20 protein-coding genes are annotated in these 17,608 nt (G+C 53.6%); 14 read left to right on the top strand and 6 right to left on the bottom strand.

Going from position 1 to position 17,608, the window contains the following annotated elements:
- Positions 1-192: 192 nt before the first annotated feature.
- The 4 genes from ACEPPP_RS14680 to ACEPPP_RS14665 all read left to right on the top strand — a co-directional run bounded on the left by ACEPPP_RS14680 (position 193) and on the right by ACEPPP_RS14665 (position 2,299).
- Complete coding sequence (locus ACEPPP_RS14680) at positions 193-987, top strand: inner membrane protein YpjD (RefSeq protein ID WP_374087903.1); 795 nt, start codon at positions 193-195, stop codon at positions 985-987.
- A complete protein-coding gene (locus ACEPPP_RS14675) occupies positions 987-1,217 on the top strand; it encodes a DUF1289 domain-containing protein (protein ID WP_374087901.1) in 231 nt (76 codons plus the stop codon). Before ACEPPP_RS14680 ends, ACEPPP_RS14675 begins: the two co-directional genes overlap by 1 nt.
- Positions 1,218-1,243: 26 nt before the next feature.
- Positions 1,244-1,852 carry an MBL fold metallo-hydrolase gene (locus tag ACEPPP_RS14670; RefSeq protein WP_374087899.1) on the top strand — a complete coding sequence of 203 codons (609 nt, stop codon included), beginning with the start codon at positions 1,244-1,246 and terminating at the stop codon, positions 1,850-1,852.
- Positions 1,853-1,984: 132 nt separating this feature from the next.
- Positions 1,985-2,299, top strand: coding sequence for a hypothetical protein (locus ACEPPP_RS14665; RefSeq protein WP_374087897.1), 315 nt, complete (start codon positions 1,985-1,987; stop codon positions 2,297-2,299).
- Between the two features lie 106 nt (positions 2,300-2,405).
- Here the strand turns inward: ACEPPP_RS14665 and ACEPPP_RS14660 are convergent, their stop codons facing one another.
- The 3 genes from ACEPPP_RS14660 to ACEPPP_RS14650 all read right to left on the bottom strand — a co-directional run bounded on the left by ACEPPP_RS14660 (position 2,406) and on the right by ACEPPP_RS14650 (position 4,256).
- On the bottom strand, positions 2,406-3,116 hold the full coding sequence (locus tag ACEPPP_RS14660; protein ID WP_374087895.1) for a DUF3313 domain-containing protein: 711 nt from the start codon (positions 3,114-3,116) through the stop codon (positions 2,406-2,408).
- Positions 3,117-3,300: 184 nt separating this feature from the next.
- Positions 3,301-3,702: a hypothetical protein gene (locus ACEPPP_RS14655; RefSeq protein WP_374087893.1), complete on the bottom strand. Its 402-nt coding sequence runs from the start codon at positions 3,700-3,702 to the stop codon at positions 3,301-3,303.
- A gap of 206 nt (positions 3,703-3,908) precedes the next feature.
- A complete protein-coding gene (locus ACEPPP_RS14650; protein ID WP_374087891.1) occupies positions 3,909-4,256 on the bottom strand; it encodes a glycine zipper 2TM domain-containing protein in 348 nt (115 codons plus the stop codon).
- A 252-nt stretch (positions 4,257-4,508) separates the two neighbouring features.
- On the opposite strand from ACEPPP_RS14650, the gene rapA reads away from it, so the two are divergent.
- From rapA to ACEPPP_RS14635, 3 genes are all read left to right on the top strand, one after another.
- On the top strand, positions 4,509-7,328 hold the full coding sequence (gene rapA, locus ACEPPP_RS14645) for an RNA polymerase-associated protein RapA (RefSeq protein ID WP_374087889.1): 2,820 nt from the start codon (positions 4,509-4,511) through the stop codon (positions 7,326-7,328).
- A 65-nt stretch (positions 7,329-7,393) separates the two neighbouring features.
- Complete coding sequence (locus ACEPPP_RS14640) at positions 7,394-8,221, top strand: S1 RNA-binding domain-containing protein (protein ID WP_374087887.1); 828 nt, start codon at positions 7,394-7,396, stop codon at positions 8,219-8,221.
- Positions 8,222-8,309: 88 nt separating this feature from the next.
- Positions 8,310-9,338 (top strand): glycosyltransferase family 4 protein, encoded by a 1,029-nt coding sequence (locus ACEPPP_RS14635; RefSeq protein ID WP_374087885.1) that lies wholly within the window; start codon positions 8,310-8,312, stop codon positions 9,336-9,338.
- A gap of 224 nt (positions 9,339-9,562) precedes the next feature.
- Here the strand turns inward: ACEPPP_RS14635 and ACEPPP_RS14630 are convergent, their stop codons facing one another.
- Positions 9,563-11,143, bottom strand: coding sequence for a peptide chain release factor 3 (locus tag ACEPPP_RS14630; protein WP_374087883.1), 1,581 nt, complete (start codon positions 11,141-11,143; stop codon positions 9,563-9,565).
- Between the two features lie 140 nt (positions 11,144-11,283).
- Here ACEPPP_RS14630 and ACEPPP_RS14625 point away from each other — a divergent pair, with 140 nt between their 5' ends.
- From ACEPPP_RS14625 to ACEPPP_RS14595, 7 genes are all read left to right on the top strand, one after another.
- Positions 11,284-11,550: a DUF4160 domain-containing protein gene (locus ACEPPP_RS14625; RefSeq protein ID WP_374087881.1), complete on the top strand. Its 267-nt coding sequence runs from the start codon at positions 11,284-11,286 to the stop codon at positions 11,548-11,550.
- Positions 11,543-11,812 (top strand): hypothetical protein, encoded by a 270-nt coding sequence (locus tag ACEPPP_RS14620; protein ID WP_374087879.1) that lies wholly within the window; start codon positions 11,543-11,545, stop codon positions 11,810-11,812. The genes ACEPPP_RS14625 and ACEPPP_RS14620 overlap by 8 nt, the downstream gene beginning before the upstream one ends.
- 202 nt (positions 11,813-12,014) lie before the next feature.
- Positions 12,015-12,215: a hypothetical protein gene (locus tag ACEPPP_RS14615; RefSeq protein ID WP_374087878.1), complete on the top strand. Its 201-nt coding sequence runs from the start codon at positions 12,015-12,017 to the stop codon at positions 12,213-12,215.
- Positions 12,216-12,268: 53 nt separating this feature from the next.
- On the top strand, positions 12,269-12,472 hold the full coding sequence (locus ACEPPP_RS14610) for a hypothetical protein (RefSeq protein WP_374087877.1): 204 nt from the start codon (positions 12,269-12,271) through the stop codon (positions 12,470-12,472).
- A 44-nt stretch (positions 12,473-12,516) separates the two neighbouring features.
- Positions 12,517-13,797: a hypothetical protein gene (locus tag ACEPPP_RS14605; RefSeq protein ID WP_374087875.1), complete on the top strand. Its 1,281-nt coding sequence runs from the start codon at positions 12,517-12,519 to the stop codon at positions 13,795-13,797.
- Between the two features lie 5 nt (positions 13,798-13,802).
- The gene (locus tag ACEPPP_RS14600; RefSeq protein ID WP_374087874.1) at positions 13,803-15,011 is read left to right on the top strand and encodes a hypothetical protein; all 1,209 of its coding nucleotides are present in this window, start codon (positions 13,803-13,805) and stop codon (positions 15,009-15,011) included.
- Positions 14,999-16,330 (top strand): IS4 family transposase, encoded by a 1,332-nt coding sequence (locus ACEPPP_RS14595; RefSeq protein WP_374087872.1) that lies wholly within the window; start codon positions 14,999-15,001, stop codon positions 16,328-16,330. Before ACEPPP_RS14600 ends, ACEPPP_RS14595 begins: the two co-directional genes overlap by 13 nt.
- Positions 16,331-16,522: 192 nt before the next feature.
- Here the strand turns inward: ACEPPP_RS14595 and ACEPPP_RS14590 are convergent, their stop codons facing one another.
- Both ACEPPP_RS14590 and ACEPPP_RS14585 read right to left on the bottom strand, forming a co-directional pair.
- Positions 16,523-16,981 (bottom strand): RES family NAD+ phosphorylase, encoded by a 459-nt coding sequence (locus ACEPPP_RS14590; RefSeq protein ID WP_374087870.1) that lies wholly within the window; start codon positions 16,979-16,981, stop codon positions 16,523-16,525.
- The gene (locus ACEPPP_RS14585) at positions 16,981-17,409 is read right to left on the bottom strand and encodes an antitoxin Xre/MbcA/ParS toxin-binding domain-containing protein (protein WP_374087868.1); all 429 of its coding nucleotides are present in this window, start codon (positions 17,407-17,409) and stop codon (positions 16,981-16,983) included. The genes ACEPPP_RS14590 and ACEPPP_RS14585 overlap by 1 nt, the downstream gene beginning before the upstream one ends.
- Positions 17,410-17,608: the final 199 nt, after the last annotated feature.

The raw sequence follows: 17,608 nt of genomic DNA, 5'->3' as shown, positions 1-17,608 counted from the left end.
TATTGGGTGACAAGGAAAACTAGACCCGCGCAAATGCGCTAGGATCAGGACACGCTAACAGGCTATACTAACATACCTTGAGCGGTCCTGTAATCTTCACCGTTTTTCTCAGAGACAATGGCAGGCGCGAGCCGCGTTCAAAGCCGCGTCATCGATCCAAATCAAGCCCATTTTCGACCACGAAATTGTTTAATGACCACTATCCAGCTTGCTCTTCTTGCCATCGGCGCCTATGTCTGCAATGCGCTGTTGATTGCCCGGCATTTTCATAAGCATCGGAGCGAAAAAGCGCCGCTGTCGCCCGGCTGGATCGCGGTCATTGCGCATTTCGCCTATATCGCGGTCAATTTCACACGCTACCAGGGGTTTAATTTCAGCTTTTTCAGCACCGCCTCCTTGGTGTCGATGATCGTCGCCCTGCTGCTGTTGATTGCGACCCTCAACAAGCCGGTCGAAAAACTCGGCGTGATTCTGTTTCCGATCACTGCCCTGATGCTCGGGCTGGATTTGAGTTTTTCCGAAAAGCCGCACCCCTTGCACATTCATAACTGGCAGATGAGCACGCACATCCTGACCTCGATCATCGCGTTCAGCCTGCTGAACATCGCCGCATTGCAGGCGATATTGCTCGCGGTTCAGGATCAGCAATTGCGCAGCCACCCGCCGAAACGCTATATTCAATCGCTGCCGCCGTTGCAGACGATGGAATCGCTGCTGTTTCAGATGCTCAGCGCCGGTTTGTTTTTTTTGACGATTTCGCTGATCAGCGGCTTTATTTTCGTCGAAGATTTGTTCGCCCAGCATCTCGTGCACAAGACGGTGCTGTCGATTCTGGCCTGGATCAATTTCTCCGGCCTGATCCTCGGCCGCATCCGCTATGGCTGGCGCGGACGGACCGCGATTAAATTGACGCTGTGCGGTTTTCTGTCGCTGCTGCTCGCCTATTTCGGCAGCAAGCTGGTTTTGGAACTGATTTTGCACCGCTGATGCCGCGTCCCTTTTCACAACAACCCCGAAATACTATGAACTCTTGCCAGGAAGCACCCGCCTCGCCTTGCGTCAACGTCTGTTGTCTTGACCAAAGCAATCTCTGCGTAGGCTGTTTTCGCACGCTCGACGAAATCAAAGGCTGGAGACAAATGGACCCGGCCGCACGAGCGGCCATTCTGCTGCAAACGGAAAAGCGGCGCCAGCAATACCCCCACGCCGAGCAATGATGCTCTAATCCACCGGAAACGCAACCATGAAACAACTCCATCGCAAAGAGCTATTCGGCTGGTCGGTCTTCAACGAGGAACGCAACCTGGATTTTCACAGCGTGCTGTGGGTCCGCCCCGAAGGCAATGTGTTGATCGACCCATTGCCTCTATCCGAGCATGATAGCGCCCATTTACGCGCCTTGGGCGGCGCGGAATACATCGTGATCACCAATGCCGATCACACTCGCGCCAGCTGGCCGCTTGCCCAGGACAACGGCGCCAAATTGTACGGACCGGCGGGCGATAGGGACCTGATCCCGTTTGCCTGCGACGTTTGGCTCGACGGCGATGCAGACATCGTGCCCGGATTGACCGCCTTCCACCTGGCCGGCTCGAAAACGCCCGGCGAACTGGCGCTGCTGCTCGAAAACGATACCCTGATCACCGGCGACCTGATCCGCTGCCATGTCGGCGGCGAATTATGCCTGCTGCCGGATGCCAAATTGCAGGACAAAAACCGGGCCATTGCCTCGGCCAAACGAATGGCCGCCCTGCCCGGCATCACAACCGTCTTGCCCGGCGACGGCTGGCCGCTGTTCAATAACGGAGGCGACGCCTTGAGGCGTCTGGCTGCTTCCTTCGGTGACCGATGATTCCTAATAATGTGAAAAATATACCTATAGAATCCGGGCGGTTTTTATTCTATAGTTAGTCAATGGAAAAAATGCCAATCGCAGCATTTTTAGGTCAAAATACCGCCATCACCAACCAGAGTCACTCACACAATGAATATCATCAATTTACGCAAAAACGTGCGGCGCGCCTCCGATACGCGCCCAAATGAGGATCGCCGGAGCGCCTCCAGTCAATTCAGCGCGGCCGAGTTGCAGGAAAAAATAGCAGGCAGAGAATCGACATTTGCCAAATTGAACCGCCGCAAAGCGGAAAGGCGCCAGAAGGATCGCAGAAACCCCGTATCCGACGCACAGCAAGGCCATGAAATTTTGCCGCCCGGCACCCAATATGCGCGCTTCAAGCTGACCCATGGCGAGCGGAACCTGATTCAGGATATGTTTTTGAGCGACCTGGAAAACGAATAAGCCGTTTTATCCGCATCCGACAAAAAAAGGGGGCTTTAACCGCGTTTGGTCGCAGTTAAAGCCCCTTTTTTCAAAAGACACTGTTCTCTAAAGTCCCGCCAAAATCTTAGAAGCCAAACAACGAATCATCCGGCGCCTGGCAATTAGGATTCCCCGCCTTCTCGCAAAGCTGATAACTCAATTGTTGAGCCCAGTATAGATAAGCCTGCTCGACATCATCCCAATCATTGAATGATCCCGCCAAGGTTTTGCCGCCAGCCCGGCAGTCGGCCGAGGCCATCAGCAATTCGCCGGTCGTCGAATCGGTCACTTTTCTTTCGATGCTGGCCTTGCCGACAAACGACTCGGTGCCCAAAACCAGATGCTTCAACAACGATGACGCGCGCGCCGAAGGGTAAAGCGTGGTGAACTGATCCAACAACAAGGTCGAGGTTTCCGCGTCGGTAATCGCCAACTGCACCCGCAACGTATCCGGCCCCGGCTTAGTGACCAATTTGAAGTCCTTTTTCAGCGCTTCGCGCACCCGGTATTCGAACAATTCCTTCAGCCGGCTGCTTTCAATCTGCGGCCTGTCGTTCAAACCGGAATCCTTGGTTTTACGGATCAGGACCGGGGCGACGATGATTTTCTTGTAATGCGACCAATCCGCGCCCTGTTTCCAGTAACTCAACAAGGCATCATCGTCGCGATCTTCCTTCAGAATCGAATAATCGCTCAGAAAATCGCTGGTATCGACATAGCGGGCCTGGTAAGTCCTGGCGCAGCCGGCAGCCGATAAAAACAGCAGGATTGTGACAAGACGCGGAAAGATAGCCATGACATCCACTCTAAACCGGTTGAAAACAAATGAACAACACGGCTTAAAGTGTAATGCAATTTTCCGCTTTGACTACGCCGGCTCGCTAAAGCCGACGCATGGAGGCGCGAAAAAACTCAAGACCTGCCCGCCGACGGCGAGAGGTCTTGATGTCTGCTTGAGAAACCGAAGAGAAAATTGGCGCTTAGTAACCGCCGAAGCCATTGCCCAGATAGGAGCCGGCCGCGGCGCCGATGCCGGCCGCCAGGGGATCGCCCGAACCGAACTGATAACCCAACGCACTACCGATGACTCCACCCGCCAAGCCGTTCGTGGACGGCCGACCGCCGGGATAATACGAGACCGGTGGTGGCGGAGGCGGCGCCTGATAAACCACAGGCGGCGGTGGCGGCGCATAATAGCTTACGACCGGCTGCGGGTAGTAATAGTGCACTTCAGGAGCCGGGTAATAATCGACATGATGGTCATGATGATGGTGGTGCCCCCAGCCATGACCATGGTGGTGTCCCCAGCCGTCGGCCAGGGAAACCCCCGGAAGCATCATTGCACCAACCGCCAAGGAGATGAATAACAATGATTTTTTCATAAATCGTTCTCTATGATGTTGATCAAACGTTAAAAATAAACTGCAATCTTTTTTGTTGGCTAAATTATGCATGCTGTAACTGAATGATGCCTTAACGAAAAAGATAATTTGATCGGAGCCGGAGTTACTGAAAAATCGATTTTTTCGCCCCGGCGGAAGCTTCACGGGTTCCCGGCTGTTACCCCGGAAACCCGTATCAATCAAGGCTATCTGCCGATTTCGTTGCCGATCAGGGAGCCAGCCGCCGCGCCTACGCCGGCCGCGAGCGGATTGCCGTTGCCGACCTGATAGCCCACGGCGCCGCCGACCACACTGCCCGCCAATCCCGATGTCGAGCGGCGATCCGGGGCATGATAAGGTTGCGGAGCCGGCGCCGAATAGTAACGGGGGGCCGGAGCAGGAGGTTGCACAGGCACATAATAATGCACGACCTCCTCACTGTGACCATGCTTGTGATGACCTTTGTGCTTGCCATGGCCGCCGGATGCATCGGCCGCGCCCGCGAAACACAAGGCCACCGCAAATAGGGGTAATGCGATCAGTAATTTTTTCATAGTCGTTTCGGATGGTGAGTTAAAAGATGATGGCTGCCTTAAAGCTATTTTTCCAGAATAGCATATGCCGCATGAACTGAACAGAGACTTAACGGACAGTCCTCCGCGCCTCAATTATGCCTGGTAATGCCTCGGGATACATTGATCGATCTCCCTATTTCAGCATAATTTACCCGTAACTTTTCTCTACAACGCTTATACAACGCTTATAATAGTCACCCTCTTCTATACCAAATATGAGCGAATCGATAAATGGAAAATTTCATTCCGGGACAACGCTGGATCAGCAACACCGAATCGGAATTGGGACTGGGGCTGATTCTCGAAGCCGCCTACAACCGGGTCACCGTGCTGTTTCTCGCGACCGGCGAAAAAAGAATTTATGCGAGCGACAACTCGCCGCTGACACGGGTCAAATTTTCAGTCGGCGACACGATCGAAGCGATCGACGGCGCCAAAATCACCGTTCATCATCTGGTCGAAAACAACGGCCTGATCACTTACATCGGTAAAAACAAGGCCGGACTGGAAGTTCGCCTGGAGGAAATGGAACTGAACCACCATATTCAGTTCAACAAACCCCAGGACCGCTTGTTTACCGGCCAGTTCGATCCGCCTTCCTGGTTTTCGCTGCGCTACGAGACCTGGCGCCGGCTGCGCGAACATCACCAGTCGCCGGTCAAGGGCCTGATGGGCGGCCGCACCAGCCTGATCGCGCATCAAATCTACATCGCGCACGAATGCGCGAACCGGCTCGCGCCGCGCATCATGCTCGCGGACGAGGTCGGCCTCGGCAAAACGATCGAAGCCGGGATGATTCTGCATCACCGGCTGATCAACGGGCTGTCGAGCCGGATATTGATCATCGTGCCGGAAACCCTGCTGCATCAATGGCTGGTCGAAATGCTGCGCCGTTTCAATCTGCGCTTCAGCATCATCGACGAGGAACGCTGCCGGAACGTCAACCTGGAAAACGAACTCGCCGACGATGAAGCCGGCGAAGAGCCCGGCGAAAACGAAGACGTGTTCGTCAACGAACAGCTGGTCTTGTGCAGCCAGTCGTTCTTCAGCCGCTACCCGAACCGCCAGCGCCAGGCGCTCGAAGCCGGCTGGGACATGGTGATCGTCGACGAGGCGCACCATCTGGAATGGAGCGAAGACCACCCGAGCCCAGAATACCTGTTCATCGAACAGCTCGGCCTGCAAACCCCGAGCCTGATTTTGTTGACCGCGACGCCCGAACAATTGGGCAAGCTGAGCCACTTCGCGCGTCTGCGTCTTTTGGACCCCGACCGTTTCTACAGCTACAGCCGTTACCTCGAAGACGAACACCTGTTCGAGCCGGTCGCGAAGGCGGCGCAGGCGCTGCTCGCCGAGCGGACCCTGACCGAAGAATCCGCCGCTGCCTTGCGGGCCTTGGTCAAGGATGACAATGTCGAAGGCCTGTTGAAAAACCTGAGCCATCCGGAAAAATCCGCGCATGCCCGCGCGCAATTGATCAACGTCTTGCTCGACCATCACGGCACCGGGCGCATCCTGTTCCGCAATTCCCGGCACACGGTGCAGGGCTTTCCGGACCGCGAACGCTACGGCTATGCGCTGGAGGGCCGGGAAAACCGGGACGATCTCGAACAGGACCCGCGTTTCGCCTGGCTGGTCGACACGATCAGACAGTTCGCCGGCGACAAGGCGCTGCTGATCTGCAAGGAAGCGCAAACCGCGATCGATCTGGAAGAGACGCTCAGAAACCGCACCGGCATCGCCGCGGCGGTGTTTCATGAAGGCATGACGATCATCGAACGCGACCGCGCGGCCGCCTATTTCGCCGATCAGGAAAGCTCGGCGCGCCTGCTGATCTGCTCCGAAATCGGCAGCGAAGGCCGCAACTTCCAGTTCGTACATCAGCTGATCCTCTGGGACCTGCCAGCCAACCCGGATTTGCTGCAACAACGGATCGGCCGTCTCGACCGTATCGGCCAAAAACACATCATCCGCATCCATGTGCCGTATTTGCGCGGCAGCGAACAGGAACTGCTGTTCCGCTGGTACGATGAAGGCCTGAACGTATTCCGCCACAACAACACCGCAGCCCAGCACGTCGCCGACGAACTCGCGGGCGAGTTGAGCTCGCTGCTGGCGGCGAGGGACTTCGCGCCGCTCGACGCCTTCATCGCGCATACCCGCGAGCGCAGCGCCGCAATCGAAGCCGAACTTCATCAGGGCCGCGACCAACTGCTCGAATTGAACTCCTGCCGCAAGGAAGTCGCCGACCAATACATCGACGCCTTGCAGCGCCACGAACGGCAAAGCCATCTGTGGCAATACATGGAAGACGTGTTCGAAAGCTACGGCGTCGATACCGAATTCCATTCGCTCGACTGTTTCATCATCAAACCGAGCGAGCATTTACGCATCTCGCATTTTCCGAACCTGCCCGAAGACGGCATGACGATCACGATCGACCGTTCGATCGCGCTCGCCCGCGAGGACTTCCAGTTCCTGACGATGGAGCATCCGATGGTGCTGGGCGCGATGGACCTGGTGATTTCGAGCGAGACCGGCAATGCCTCGATCAACGTGATCAAGCATCCGAGCCTGAAGGCAGGGCAATTCCTGCTCGAATGCCTGTTCGTGGTCGAATGCAGCGCGCCGCCCGAATTGCAACTCGGACGCTTCCTGCCGCACACCCCGATCCGTGTGCTGATCGATCAAAACAAGCAGGACCTGACCGATACGATCGACCATGACGACCTGATCGATGCCGGCGTCAATTTCGACAAGAGCAAGATCGTCACGTTTATCAACAACCAGCGCAATCACCTGAATCAGATGCTCGGCGCAGCCGAACATCGCGCCAAGACCGACATGCAGACGCTCGTTCAGGACGCGACCCGCGCGATGCTCGAATCGCTGGCCGAGGAAATCAAACGCATGATGCGGCTGCAAAAAGTCAATCCGTCGATCAAGCCCGAAGAAATCGAGCACTTGAAGGAAATGACGATGCTCGCGCATGACAACATCGAATCGGCCGAGCTGAAACTGGATGCCGTGCGGTTTATCATCACCAATTGATTGGCAAACCGAAGGTCGTTTACCAAACAGACATTACAAAACTTCCGGCACAACCTTATTCCCCCATGATCAACATCGGCAAAACCAATCAACTCAAAGTCGTCAAAGTGCAAGGCCCGAACATTTACCTCGGCCTACCCGGATCTCCCATGGTGCTGCTGGCCGACAAAAAACCGCCCAAACCCTTCCAGTTGGGCGACAGCGTGACCGCCTTCGTCTATATCGACGGCGAAGGCCATCTCGCGGCGACCCTGCAAAAACCTCTGGCCGAAGTCGGCGACATCGCCTGGCTGAAAGTCGCCGCGGTCAATTATTACGGGGCGTTTCTGGACTGGGGCGTGCCGAAGGATTTGCTGGTGCCGTTCAACGAACAAACCTCCGAAATGCAGGCTGGACGGTCCTATCTGGTCAAGCTGGTCGAAGACGCCAAAGGCCGCATCGTCGCATCGGCCAAGCTCGACCGTTTTCTGTCCGACGCAGGCCCCGACTTCAAAACCGGCCAGCAGGTCAGTCTGATGATCGCGGAACATACCGAACTGGGCGCCAAGGCGATTGTCGACAATACCCACTGGGGCATGCTGTATCAAAACGAAATTCTCCGGCCGCTGCGCAAAGGCCAGAAACTCACCGGCTATATCAAGAAAGTCCGCGACGATCACAAGCTCGACCTGACCCTGCATGAACCCGGTTACGGCAAGATCGAGCCCTTGGCCGACAAGATTCTGGCCGAACTCGACAAAAGCGGCGGTATGCTCGCCCTGGGCGACAAAAGCCCGCCCGAAGCGATTTATGCGGCCTTCGGCGTCAGCAAAAAAGCCTTCAAACAGGCAATCGGCGCGCTTTATAAAAAACAGCTGATCGTGATCGAGGAGCATTCGATCCGGCGGATTTAGCCGCCTTGCCGGCGAGGCGTTTTCTGTAACAAAGCCGTGTTAGGCTGGGGGACTCAATCGAACGCAGACTCAAGCAAGAGAGGCCCCCTTGAAAATCGCCTTGATCACCGACGCCTGGCATCCGCAAATCAACGGCGTCGTCACGACCCTGACCCATACGACGGAGATTCTGCACCGCCTCGGCCATACGGTCGAGCTGTGCGCCCCGGACCGTTTCTATACCTGGCACCACCCCGGCCACCCAAGCGTCGGCCGGGCTTTGTTGCGCGGCCCGCGCCTCCTCCCTACCCTTGAGGCCTTCAAACCGGACGCGATCCATCTGGCCTCGGAAGGTTGTGTCGGTTTCGCGGCCAGACGTTACTGCCACGAAAGGGGCTACCACTATACGACCTCGTTTCACACCCGCTTTCCCGAATATTTCAAGATGCGCGTCGGCCTGCCGCTGTGGATCAGCTATGGCTATATGCGCTGGTTTCACAGCGAAAGCGAGCGCGTGATGGTGACGACGGAATCGATGCGGCAGGCCTTGTCCGCCAAGGGTTTTGACAGGATGGTGATCTGGTCGCGCGGGGTCGATACCGACTTGTACCGGCCGCGCGGCAAAGACTTCCTGCCCGGCGAGCGCCCGATCTTCGCCTATGTCGGCCGCGTGGTGATCGAAAAGAACGTCGAGGATTTTTTGAAGTTGAAACTGCCCGGCACCAAGTATGTGATCGGCGACGGCCCGATGCGCGCGGAACTGGAGCAGAAATATCCCGAAGCGCGCTTCGTCGGCTTTCAAAGCGGCGAAGCATTGGCCCGCTATATGGCTGCGGCGGATGTGATGGTGTTCCCAAGCCATACCGATACGTTCGGCCTGGTGATACTCGAAGCGCTCGCCTCCGGCGTACCGGTTGCGGCCTTTCCTGCGCCCGGCCCGATCGACATCATCGGCAACGCGCAGGTCGGCGTGCTCAGCGCCGATCTTAAGCAGGCCGCGCTGGACGCGTTAAAGCTGAATCCCGCCGATTGCCGCCGGCATGCGCTGAATTACTCCTGGGAGCAAAGCGCTCGCCAGTTCGTCAGTCACTTGACGCCGATGGTTCGCATCAATGGCGAGACGCGTTTTGAATCCTAAATGATGCAGCGCAGCGGAATCGAGGTATTCGAAACCCAAACTCGATGTCTCGTTTCCGCGCGCCGCGCGGGAATGCAGTCACGACGCGCCAGCGTCGCGAGACGGGACGCCGGCGCGTCCGCCCAGGGTTCCGACGTGGCCGCGGGAACCAGCCCCCCCTATGCACTCATGCAGTCGACCGGCAATTCACTTGTGCCCTAAGGGTGTGCCGGTATGGCGACGAATCACAACTCCCGCGTCGCGCTAAACTTGATATCCGGCCAGCGTTCTTCCGTCAGTTGTAAATTCACCCGGCTGGTCGCCAGATAAACCAAAAACCCGCCGCCGTCCTCGGCCAGATTGTCGAACGCCTTGTTCCTGAACTCTTCCAGCTTGGCCGGTTTGTCCGACGACACCCAACGCACGGTCGACACGTTCACCGCATCGTAGACGCATTCGACGTTGTATTCGTTCTTGAGTCGGTGCGCAGTCACATCGAACTGCAACACGCCGACCGCGCCGAGGATCAGATCGTTGTTCTTCAGCGGCCTAAACAACTGCGTCGCACCTTCCTCGGTCAACTGCACCAGGCCCTTTTGCAGGGCCTTGGCACGCAGAGGGTCCTTCAACACCACCCGTCGGAACAGTTCGGGCGCGAAGTAAGGAATGCCGCCGAACTTCAGCGTTTCGCCCATCGTGAACGTATCGCCGACCTGAATCGTGCCGTGGTTGTGCAGGCCGATGATGTCGCCCGGATAGGCTTCCTCGACCGCCTTGCGGGTGTCCGCCTGGAACGTGATCGCGTTGGCGACCTGAATGGCCTTGCCGATCCGCACATGATGGATCTTCATGCCCTTGTCGAACTTGCCCGAACAGATCCGCATGAAGGCGACGCGGTCGCGGTGCGCGGGGTCCATGTTCGCCTGAATCTTGAACACGAAGCCGGTGAATTTTTCCTCTTCGGGATGCACGACGCGCTGCTCGGCCTCGCGCGGCAACGGCGGCGGCGCGAATTCGGCGAATGCGTCGAGCAATTCGAGAATACCGAAATTGTTGATCGCGGAGCCGAAAAAAACAGGCGTCTGCGCGCCGGCCAGATACGCGTCCAGACTGAACTCATGGCTCGCGCCCTTGACCAGATCGATCTCGATGCGCAGTTCCTCGGCCTGATCGCCAAGCAGTTCGTCCAGCTTCGGACTATCCAGCCCCTTGATCACTTCGGCTTCCGCGATACGGCCGCCGTGCTGCGGGCTGAACAGATGAATCTCGTCCTTGTAAAGATGATAAACGCCCTTGAAGCGCTTGCCCATGCCGATCGGCCAGGTCATCGGCGCGCATTGAATCTTCAACACATGCTCGACCTCGTCCAACAGTTCGATCGGCTCGCGCCCCTCCCGGTCCAGTTTGTTGATGAAGGTCAGGATCGGCGTCGTGCGCAGGCGGCAGACTTCCATCAGATTGATCGTCCGTTCCTCGACGCCTTTCGCCGAGTCGATCACCATCAGCGCCGAATCGACCGCGGTCAGCGTGCGGTAGGTATCTTCGGAAAAGTCCTCGTGGCCCGGCGTATCGAGCAGGTTGATGATCGCGTTCTTGTGCTCGAACTGCATCACCGAGGTCGTGACCGAAATCCCCCGCTCCTTCTCCATCTCCATCCAGTCGGACGTCGCGTGCCGCGCGGCCTTCCGTCCCTTCACCGATCCCGCCAGCTGAATCGCGCCGCCGAACAAGAGCAGCTTTTCGGTGATCGTGGTTTTACCGGCGTCAGGATGCGAAATGATCGCAAAGGTGCGGCGGCGTTTAAGTTCTGAAAGGACTTCGGACATACTCTATGAGTGACTGCAAAACCCCGTATTGTAACGCATTTTTGCCAGAAACGCATGAGCCTGATGCGATCAGAAAACCCGACCCTTGTTTTTATATTACAATCTGACCTTACCGTTACTGAAAAATAATGGGGTATAAAATGCCCGTAATCTCCTACTTTTTCGGCATCTATGTCCGCATGTACCATGACGATCACAACCCGCCTCACTTTCATGTGGAATATCAGGGTCACGAAGCATTGATGTCGATTGAAAGCGGCGAGATTTTGGCAGGCTCACTACCGAGTAAAGCGATTAAACTGGTGCGGGAATGGGCAAAAGAGCATCAACAAGAATTAATGATTAATTGGCAGTACGCCATTGAACTGAAACCGCTACAGCGTATAGCAGGAGCCGACAATGATTAAAATCATTCGAGCAGAGTACATCCGCCAAAAAATTTTGCGCCTGTATTTTTCCGATAGCTCATGGGGAGATTACGACCTGCAACCTTTGATCGATCGACAGACCGAATTGACGCATCCCTTAAATGACGATTCGTATTTTCAACAATTTTTTTTGGAATTAGGTGCATTGTGCTGGCGTAACGGCTTGGAACTAAGCCCTGGCAGCATCCATAAAAAGCTGGAAGAACGTCAACAATTGCATTATGAGACGAAGGTAGCTTAACTGGAGGGATCACACGCTTTTTCGATCTTGGTGGATTGCTAACGCGAATCCACCCTACGAGTTCGGCATGAGTCATGCTGATTTTTTTCAATGCAACCGAAGCAAAAAATCTATCAATAACGGTTGCGGCGCGACTGACGAACTAATGCTATAGCTAATTAGCATTGCACATAAAATCAAGTTTACTCAATAGGTACATACAATGGATGCTTTAAGCGCGATTATGACTGCAATTATTTCAGGGGCCGTTGCATCGGCAAAGCCTACGACTGAAAAAGCCATCACCGATCTTTACGCCGGTCTAAAAACGATGATTCAACGTAAACACAGCGGCGTCTCACTGGAAGCTGTGGAAAAAAGCCTGAATCCGAAGCAAAACAAGCTTCCTTACGAGAGGATTTAATAGAAGCTAAGGCCGCAGAAGATAACGATTTATTACAGCAAGCTCAAGCGTTATTGAAAGCGATTGCGGAACAACCGCCGCAAGTTGCGCAAGCGATTGGCATTAAGCTAGAAGATGTGAAAGCCGCTAATGTGCGTTTGCAAGAAATTATTGTCAGTGGTGAACACGCTGCTGGCGTGCATATTAAACATGGAGAATTTAGCGGCGATATTGAAATCCGCAAAATTAAAGTAGAGGCAAACTCCGAAAAAAAATAGTTACCGCAATAGAGGAATGTTCTTCTGTTGCGGCATCTATTTCCTTGCAGGATGTTCGTGCAGGACAAGATATTCATCTTCATCATGAAGAGCATCATCATTATCCAGCCGAACAAACCAAAATAGAAATCATTCCAGACGTTGACATAGGTCATCTTGCAAACCCGACTACCGCCTTAATCGGTCGCATAACCGAACTCGCCCAACTCACCGAAGCCATTAAAAATCCCAACAAACGCTTAGCGATTATTGTCGCGGCGGGCGGGATTGGAAAATCAGCATTAACCGATGAATGGTTACAACAAATTGCCCAAGAAAATTATTACGGTAAAGCCCGCGTATTTGGCTGGTCGTTTTATTCGCAAGGCTCGCACAGCACCTTTACCAATTCGCAACCATTTTTCAGTGCGGTATTGCCGTTTTTAAGCATTACCGAAATTCCCAAAGATGAGATTGAAAAAGCGCGGCTGTTAGCAATGTGTTTGCAACAACAGCCGTGTTTGCTGATACTCGACGGTTTAGAGCCGTTGCAATATGCTGAAAATCTGCAAGCAATGAGTGGCGAATTACAAGACAGCGCGTTAAAAGAGTTTATCGCCTGTTTTCGGAGAGCAGCGGGGAAAAGTTTTGTCTTGATTTCGTCCCGTCAACCTTTGGTGGAATTGAAAAAATGGCAGCCAGAGCATTATTTATCATTGGATCTGAAAACCTTGCCGCATCAGGACGGCGCGGATTTGTTGCATGCGTTAGGTGTAACGGGCAAATCGGCAGAACGGCAAGCGATTAGCCAAGATTTAAACGGTCATGCCTTGAGTTTGGTGTTAATGGGGCATTTGTTAAGCGAACATCATCAAGGCGATTGCCGTTATGCCAACGAGTTGCCGCCGTTGACTTCGGCGCACGGCGATAGTGATGCCGAAAAAGACAGTCGTCATGCGTTGCGGGTGTTGGATTATTACGATAGTTTGCAAGATGCCGCCTCACGCTGTTTTTTGCAGTTGTTGGGTTTGTTTGACCGTCCGATGAATGCGGCAGAAAAAGTGGTTTTGATTGCCAATGCTAACCACGCTGAACCGTTACGTTCTTTAACGGCAATACAGTGGCAAGCGGTAGAGCAGCGGTTAGAAAAAAGCGGTTTGTTGTTGGGTAAAAAAGGCACATTTGAACGTTTGGAATGGGATACACATCCGATTATTCGCGCTTATTTTGGGGAGAAGCTTAAAGAAAATTATCCTGAAAATTTTAAGCAAGCACATTTTGTTTTTTTGATTTTTATCAAAAACTGCCTGAAAAAGAGTTTGGAAAATATCTTCCCGAATCCATAGAAGAAATGCAACCACTTTATCGAGCGGTGATACATGGTTGCTTGGCAGAAGAATACGAACAAGCATTAAATATGGTTTATAAAGGACGTATTTTACGTATGGATAACAGAGGTTTTGTTAAATACTATAGTCGACATCAACTCAATGCGTACTCACAAGACCTGACAATCTTATCTGTTTTTTTTCCTTTGGGCTGGCTAAAGTTATCAAAAACTGGTTTATCTGAAACTGAACAAATATGGTTGTTAGTTGATATTTCTTTTTGCTTGATGTCCTTGGGACGTATACAAGAAGCAATCGCACCAAGAATAATAGGTGTAAAGTTTTATGAAAAATCAAAAAGTTGGGAGTTCGCATCAACTTGTGTTCAAATTTTAGTAAGCCTATATCTTCCTTTAGGACAACTCAAACAAGCAACCGAAGCTGCACAAGAAGCGATAAAATACGCCTTATTCGCTGACGTTATGAACCAATATGCAATAAGTTCAAGTTATTTAGCAACTGTTTTGCATCGCAAAGGCGAATTAAATGAAGCGCATGGTCACTTTCAAGAGGCAGAATCTATATTACGATTAATGAGCTATGAATATCACCCTTCTTTATCTGGATTTTGGTATTGCAATCTTTTGCTAGATTCCAGCACTGACAATACTATTTATTCAGAAGTAATACTGAGAGCAAAGTACAGTTTGCAAAACTGTACTTCATCAGTAGATAAAGCATTAAATAACCTTACTTTAGCGCGTGTACATGCGGCAATAAACTTATCTGCTGAATATTATTTTGCTCAAGCAGTAGATAAAATACAAAAAGTAAACAAAATAGAATCAACTCCACCGTTTTATCTATACCGCGCCGACTTCTACCTCACCCAAAACCAACTCGACCCAGCACTAGCCGATTTAAACAGCGCGTGGGAAATCATCGAACGCTGTGGTATGAAACTGTATGCAGTTGATTACCTATTAATACACGGACGTTACAGCCTTGCCACCGCTGACTTTGAGACCGCTTTAAGTCACTACGAAGAAGCCAAAAACCTAATTCAAGAAACCGGCTATCACCTGCGCGATGCTGAATTGGACTTATTCGCCGCGCAACTGCGCGGGCAATGCAGCGAGGCATATAGGCATCTCGTTATACACAACTTGCCTAATCCTGTAAGCTACGCGATTTTTTCGAACCAAGGACAAGAAGGCAAATGGAGTGGGTGAAAAAGGAATTATCTGGAATCAAACTGGGAGATGAGCGTTTGAACAAAAGATCGGCGAAGCTGTTGAAAAGTTTTGCGTCGAAGCCGAGCGCGAGCATACCGACAGCCTGTGGAGGTTGGAGTGAGACCCTGGCGGCGTACCGGTTTTTCGGGCAAGAGGGGATTGCGTGGAATGACATTCTGCAGCCGCATATCGATTGCACCTTGATACGCAGTCAAGCCTATCCGGTGGTGCTGTGCCTACAAGACACCACGGAGCTGAATTTTAACGGACAGTCAATCGAGGGATTGGGGCCGTTGTCATATGAAGCGCAGCGAGGGATGTACTTGCATCCGACGTATGCGGTGACGCCAGAACGGCTGCCGCTGGGCGTATTGGATGCCTGGATGTGGGCACGGGAGCCGAAAGACGCCGATGGCGAGCGGCGTGGAATCTGTGAGAGCGCGCGCTGGCGGGAAGGTTACGAACGCGTAGCAGAGGTTGCGGAGGCACACCCGGACACGCGCTGGGTTTATGTGGCAGACCGCGAAGCCGACATCCTGGGACTAATGCAACGCGCCCATGCCCTGAAGAATCCAGCCGATTGGCTGATCCGATCCCAGCACAACCGCAAACTTGGGAAGGATGAGGCCAAGTTGTGGGAGCAGGTCGAACGGGCGCAGGTCTTGGGCGAGATTCGCTTTCATCTGCAGCCACGCCCGGGACAGAAAGGGCGCGAGGTAAGCCAACAGCTACGCAGCCTGCGTGTCGGCTTAGCCGATGGCAATGGTGGAACGTTTGAAGTGAGCGCTCTGTTGGCGCGCGAAATCGCCCCGCCTGAAGGCGAAAAGGCGGTGGAATGGCGCTTAATGACAAATCTTCCGGCGTCGACGTTGGACGCAGCGAGGGAGTTAATCGATTGGTACCGATGCCGGTGGGAGATTGAGATGTTTTTCAACATTCTCAAAAACGGCTGCAAGGTGGAAGCCTTACAATTGTCGGCGATGCCCCGCGTCGAGTTGGCCTTGGCTTTCTATCTGATTACCGCTTGGCGGATCGGTTACCTGATGCGTTTGGGGCGAAGCTGCCCGGAGATGGATGGCGAAGCGGTGTTCGAACGGGAAGAATGGCAGGCGGCCTGGCTAGTGGCGCGCAAACCCCTACCGGATAAGCCGCCGACTTTGAACGAGATCATCAGAGTGATTGCCGGTTTCGGCGGCTTTCTCGGACGCAAAGGCGATGGTGAGCCCGGCGCCAAAATACTTTGGATCGGTCTTCAGCGCGTCATGGACTTCGCCATCGGCATTCGCGCGATGCGGGAAGCTCAGAATTGTGTATAACGAAATGGCATATAGGAGCACCAACCCAAGTTTATATTCTCAAACGCCAGACTATTACCTGCAAAAAGCCAGATATCGCATCAAAGAAATCGGGCAATGGGGACTTTTGCGGGTAATTGAACGGGACTTTCCGGGCATGTAGATGTCTTGTTAAAAGGCAATCAACATTGCGTTTTGCCATCGCAATAGCGCCTACAGTCTGCCGAAAATCCGTTTGTCCCAATCGATTTTTTCGGCTGAGGAAACGATTAGTTTTCTGGCGTCATGATGATTCGGATTGACCAAGGCGTTTGCATCCAGGCGGGCGATTACGGAAGGTACGATCAGGATGGCCGATCTTTCTTCCTGTAGCCATTGATCGCCGAAAGATCTGGCGTAGGGGCTGTTTTCGCGGTCCCACCCTGGCGCCAGCGAATCCGCGTCCTGCGTTTCAATCGAGATGCCATCTGGCACTTCGGCGACCACGTAAGCGTGCATAACCGGTATGCGACCGATATTGGCATGGGCCAATATTTCGAGCATCGCGCAGGAATAGCTCAACGAGCCATAGATGAGCGGCCGGCCTGGGCTGTTCCAGCGGCCGCCGACCAGGGCCGCGCCGGTGCCGTCCCAAATCGGGAAGCGGCTGTCGCCGATCCGGAAAATCCGCATCAGGCCGCAATGCCGTAAAACAACTTCCAGAGCAGTTCCTCGACGCGGCGCGCGCCGATTTCGGTCAGCGACACTTCGAGGGGAGATTGATTTTCCAGCATCGGATGGGGTGTGTGCAGAAACGTCCTCGCGGCATCGTCGGAGCTCCAGACATATTGTGCAGTCGCGTAAACTCTGGCCAGACGTTCGGCACGTCCTGATTCTTCCGCGGTCAGTTTGGTGCGGCGGCGCTTGTAGGTCGCCTCGGGCACGATTTGATACAACAGCCGTTTTTTTTCTTCGAGGGTCGAACAAATGCGTTCGACGCTGGCCTTCAGTGCTTTCTTGGGCAGGCCTTCGGCAACCAGATGATCGAGCTCGGAAAACGAATGCGGAACAACGTCCAGATCCATTACGGAGGCAATGTTTTCAGGGGTAACGAGTAACATGACGAAAGCTCACGAGCATCATTTTTCCCCATATTTATGGATCAAGTGATACTTTCTGTCAAGCTAAAAATGGGGGTTGTACAAGTTCCATACCTTGAATGAACATACACGAACTTCGAAAAAGCCTCCCCTTCATCGCTACTTCGTTGACCCGATTGGAATGACCCGCCAACGTCCGCCGCCCTACCCCATTCTTGAT

This window comes from Methylomicrobium lacus (genome assembly GCF_041897535.1).
Taxonomy (GTDB): domain Bacteria; phylum Pseudomonadota; class Gammaproteobacteria; order Methylococcales; family Methylomonadaceae; genus Methylomicrobium; species Methylomicrobium lacus_A.
The sequence above is the reverse complement of the archived record's forward strand: the minus strand, read 5'-3'. Positions and strand labels throughout refer to the sequence as shown.

Excerpts from the sequence above, each read along its gene's own strand:
- ACEPPP_RS14680 (WP_374087903.1), top strand. The coding sequence starts at position 193 with ATGACCACTATCCAGCTTGCTCTTCTTGCCATCGGCGCCTATGTCTGC.
- ACEPPP_RS14675 (WP_374087901.1), top strand. The coding sequence starts at position 987 with ATGCCGCGTCCCTTTTCACAACAACCCCGAAATACTATGAACTCTTGC.
- ACEPPP_RS14670 (WP_374087899.1), top strand. The coding sequence starts at position 1,244 with ATGAAACAACTCCATCGCAAAGAGCTATTCGGCTGGTCGGTCTTCAAC.
- ACEPPP_RS14665 (WP_374087897.1), top strand. The coding sequence starts at position 1,985 with ATGAATATCATCAATTTACGCAAAAACGTGCGGCGCGCCTCCGATACG.
- ACEPPP_RS14660 (WP_374087895.1), bottom strand. The coding sequence starts at position 3,116 with ATGGCTATCTTTCCGCGTCTTGTCACAATCCTGCTGTTTTTATCGGCT.
- ACEPPP_RS14655 (WP_374087893.1), bottom strand. The coding sequence starts at position 3,702 with ATGAAAAAATCATTGTTATTCATCTCCTTGGCGGTTGGTGCAATGATG.
- ACEPPP_RS14650 (WP_374087891.1), bottom strand. The coding sequence starts at position 4,256 with ATGAAAAAATTACTGATCGCATTACCCCTATTTGCGGTGGCCTTGTGT.
- rapA (WP_374087889.1), top strand. The coding sequence starts at position 4,509 with ATGGAAAATTTCATTCCGGGACAACGCTGGATCAGCAACACCGAATCG.
- ACEPPP_RS14640 (WP_374087887.1), top strand. The coding sequence starts at position 7,394 with ATGATCAACATCGGCAAAACCAATCAACTCAAAGTCGTCAAAGTGCAA.
- ACEPPP_RS14630 (WP_374087883.1), bottom strand. The coding sequence starts at position 11,143 with ATGTCCGAAGTCCTTTCAGAACTTAAACGCCGCCGCACCTTTGCGATC.
- ACEPPP_RS14625 (WP_374087881.1), top strand. The coding sequence starts at position 11,284 with ATGCCCGTAATCTCCTACTTTTTCGGCATCTATGTCCGCATGTACCAT.
- ACEPPP_RS14620 (WP_374087879.1), top strand. The coding sequence starts at position 11,543 with ATGATTAAAATCATTCGAGCAGAGTACATCCGCCAAAAAATTTTGCGC.
- ACEPPP_RS14615 (WP_374087878.1), top strand. The coding sequence starts at position 12,015 with ATGGATGCTTTAAGCGCGATTATGACTGCAATTATTTCAGGGGCCGTT.
- ACEPPP_RS14600 (WP_374087874.1), top strand. The coding sequence starts at position 13,803 with ATGCAACCACTTTATCGAGCGGTGATACATGGTTGCTTGGCAGAAGAA.
- ACEPPP_RS14595 (WP_374087872.1), top strand. The coding sequence starts at position 14,999 with ATGGAGTGGGTGAAAAAGGAATTATCTGGAATCAAACTGGGAGATGAG.
- ACEPPP_RS14590 (WP_374087870.1), bottom strand. The coding sequence starts at position 16,981 with ATGCGGATTTTCCGGATCGGCGACAGCCGCTTCCCGATTTGGGACGGC.
- ACEPPP_RS14585 (WP_374087868.1), bottom strand. The coding sequence starts at position 17,409 with ATGTTACTCGTTACCCCTGAAAACATTGCCTCCGTAATGGATCTGGAC.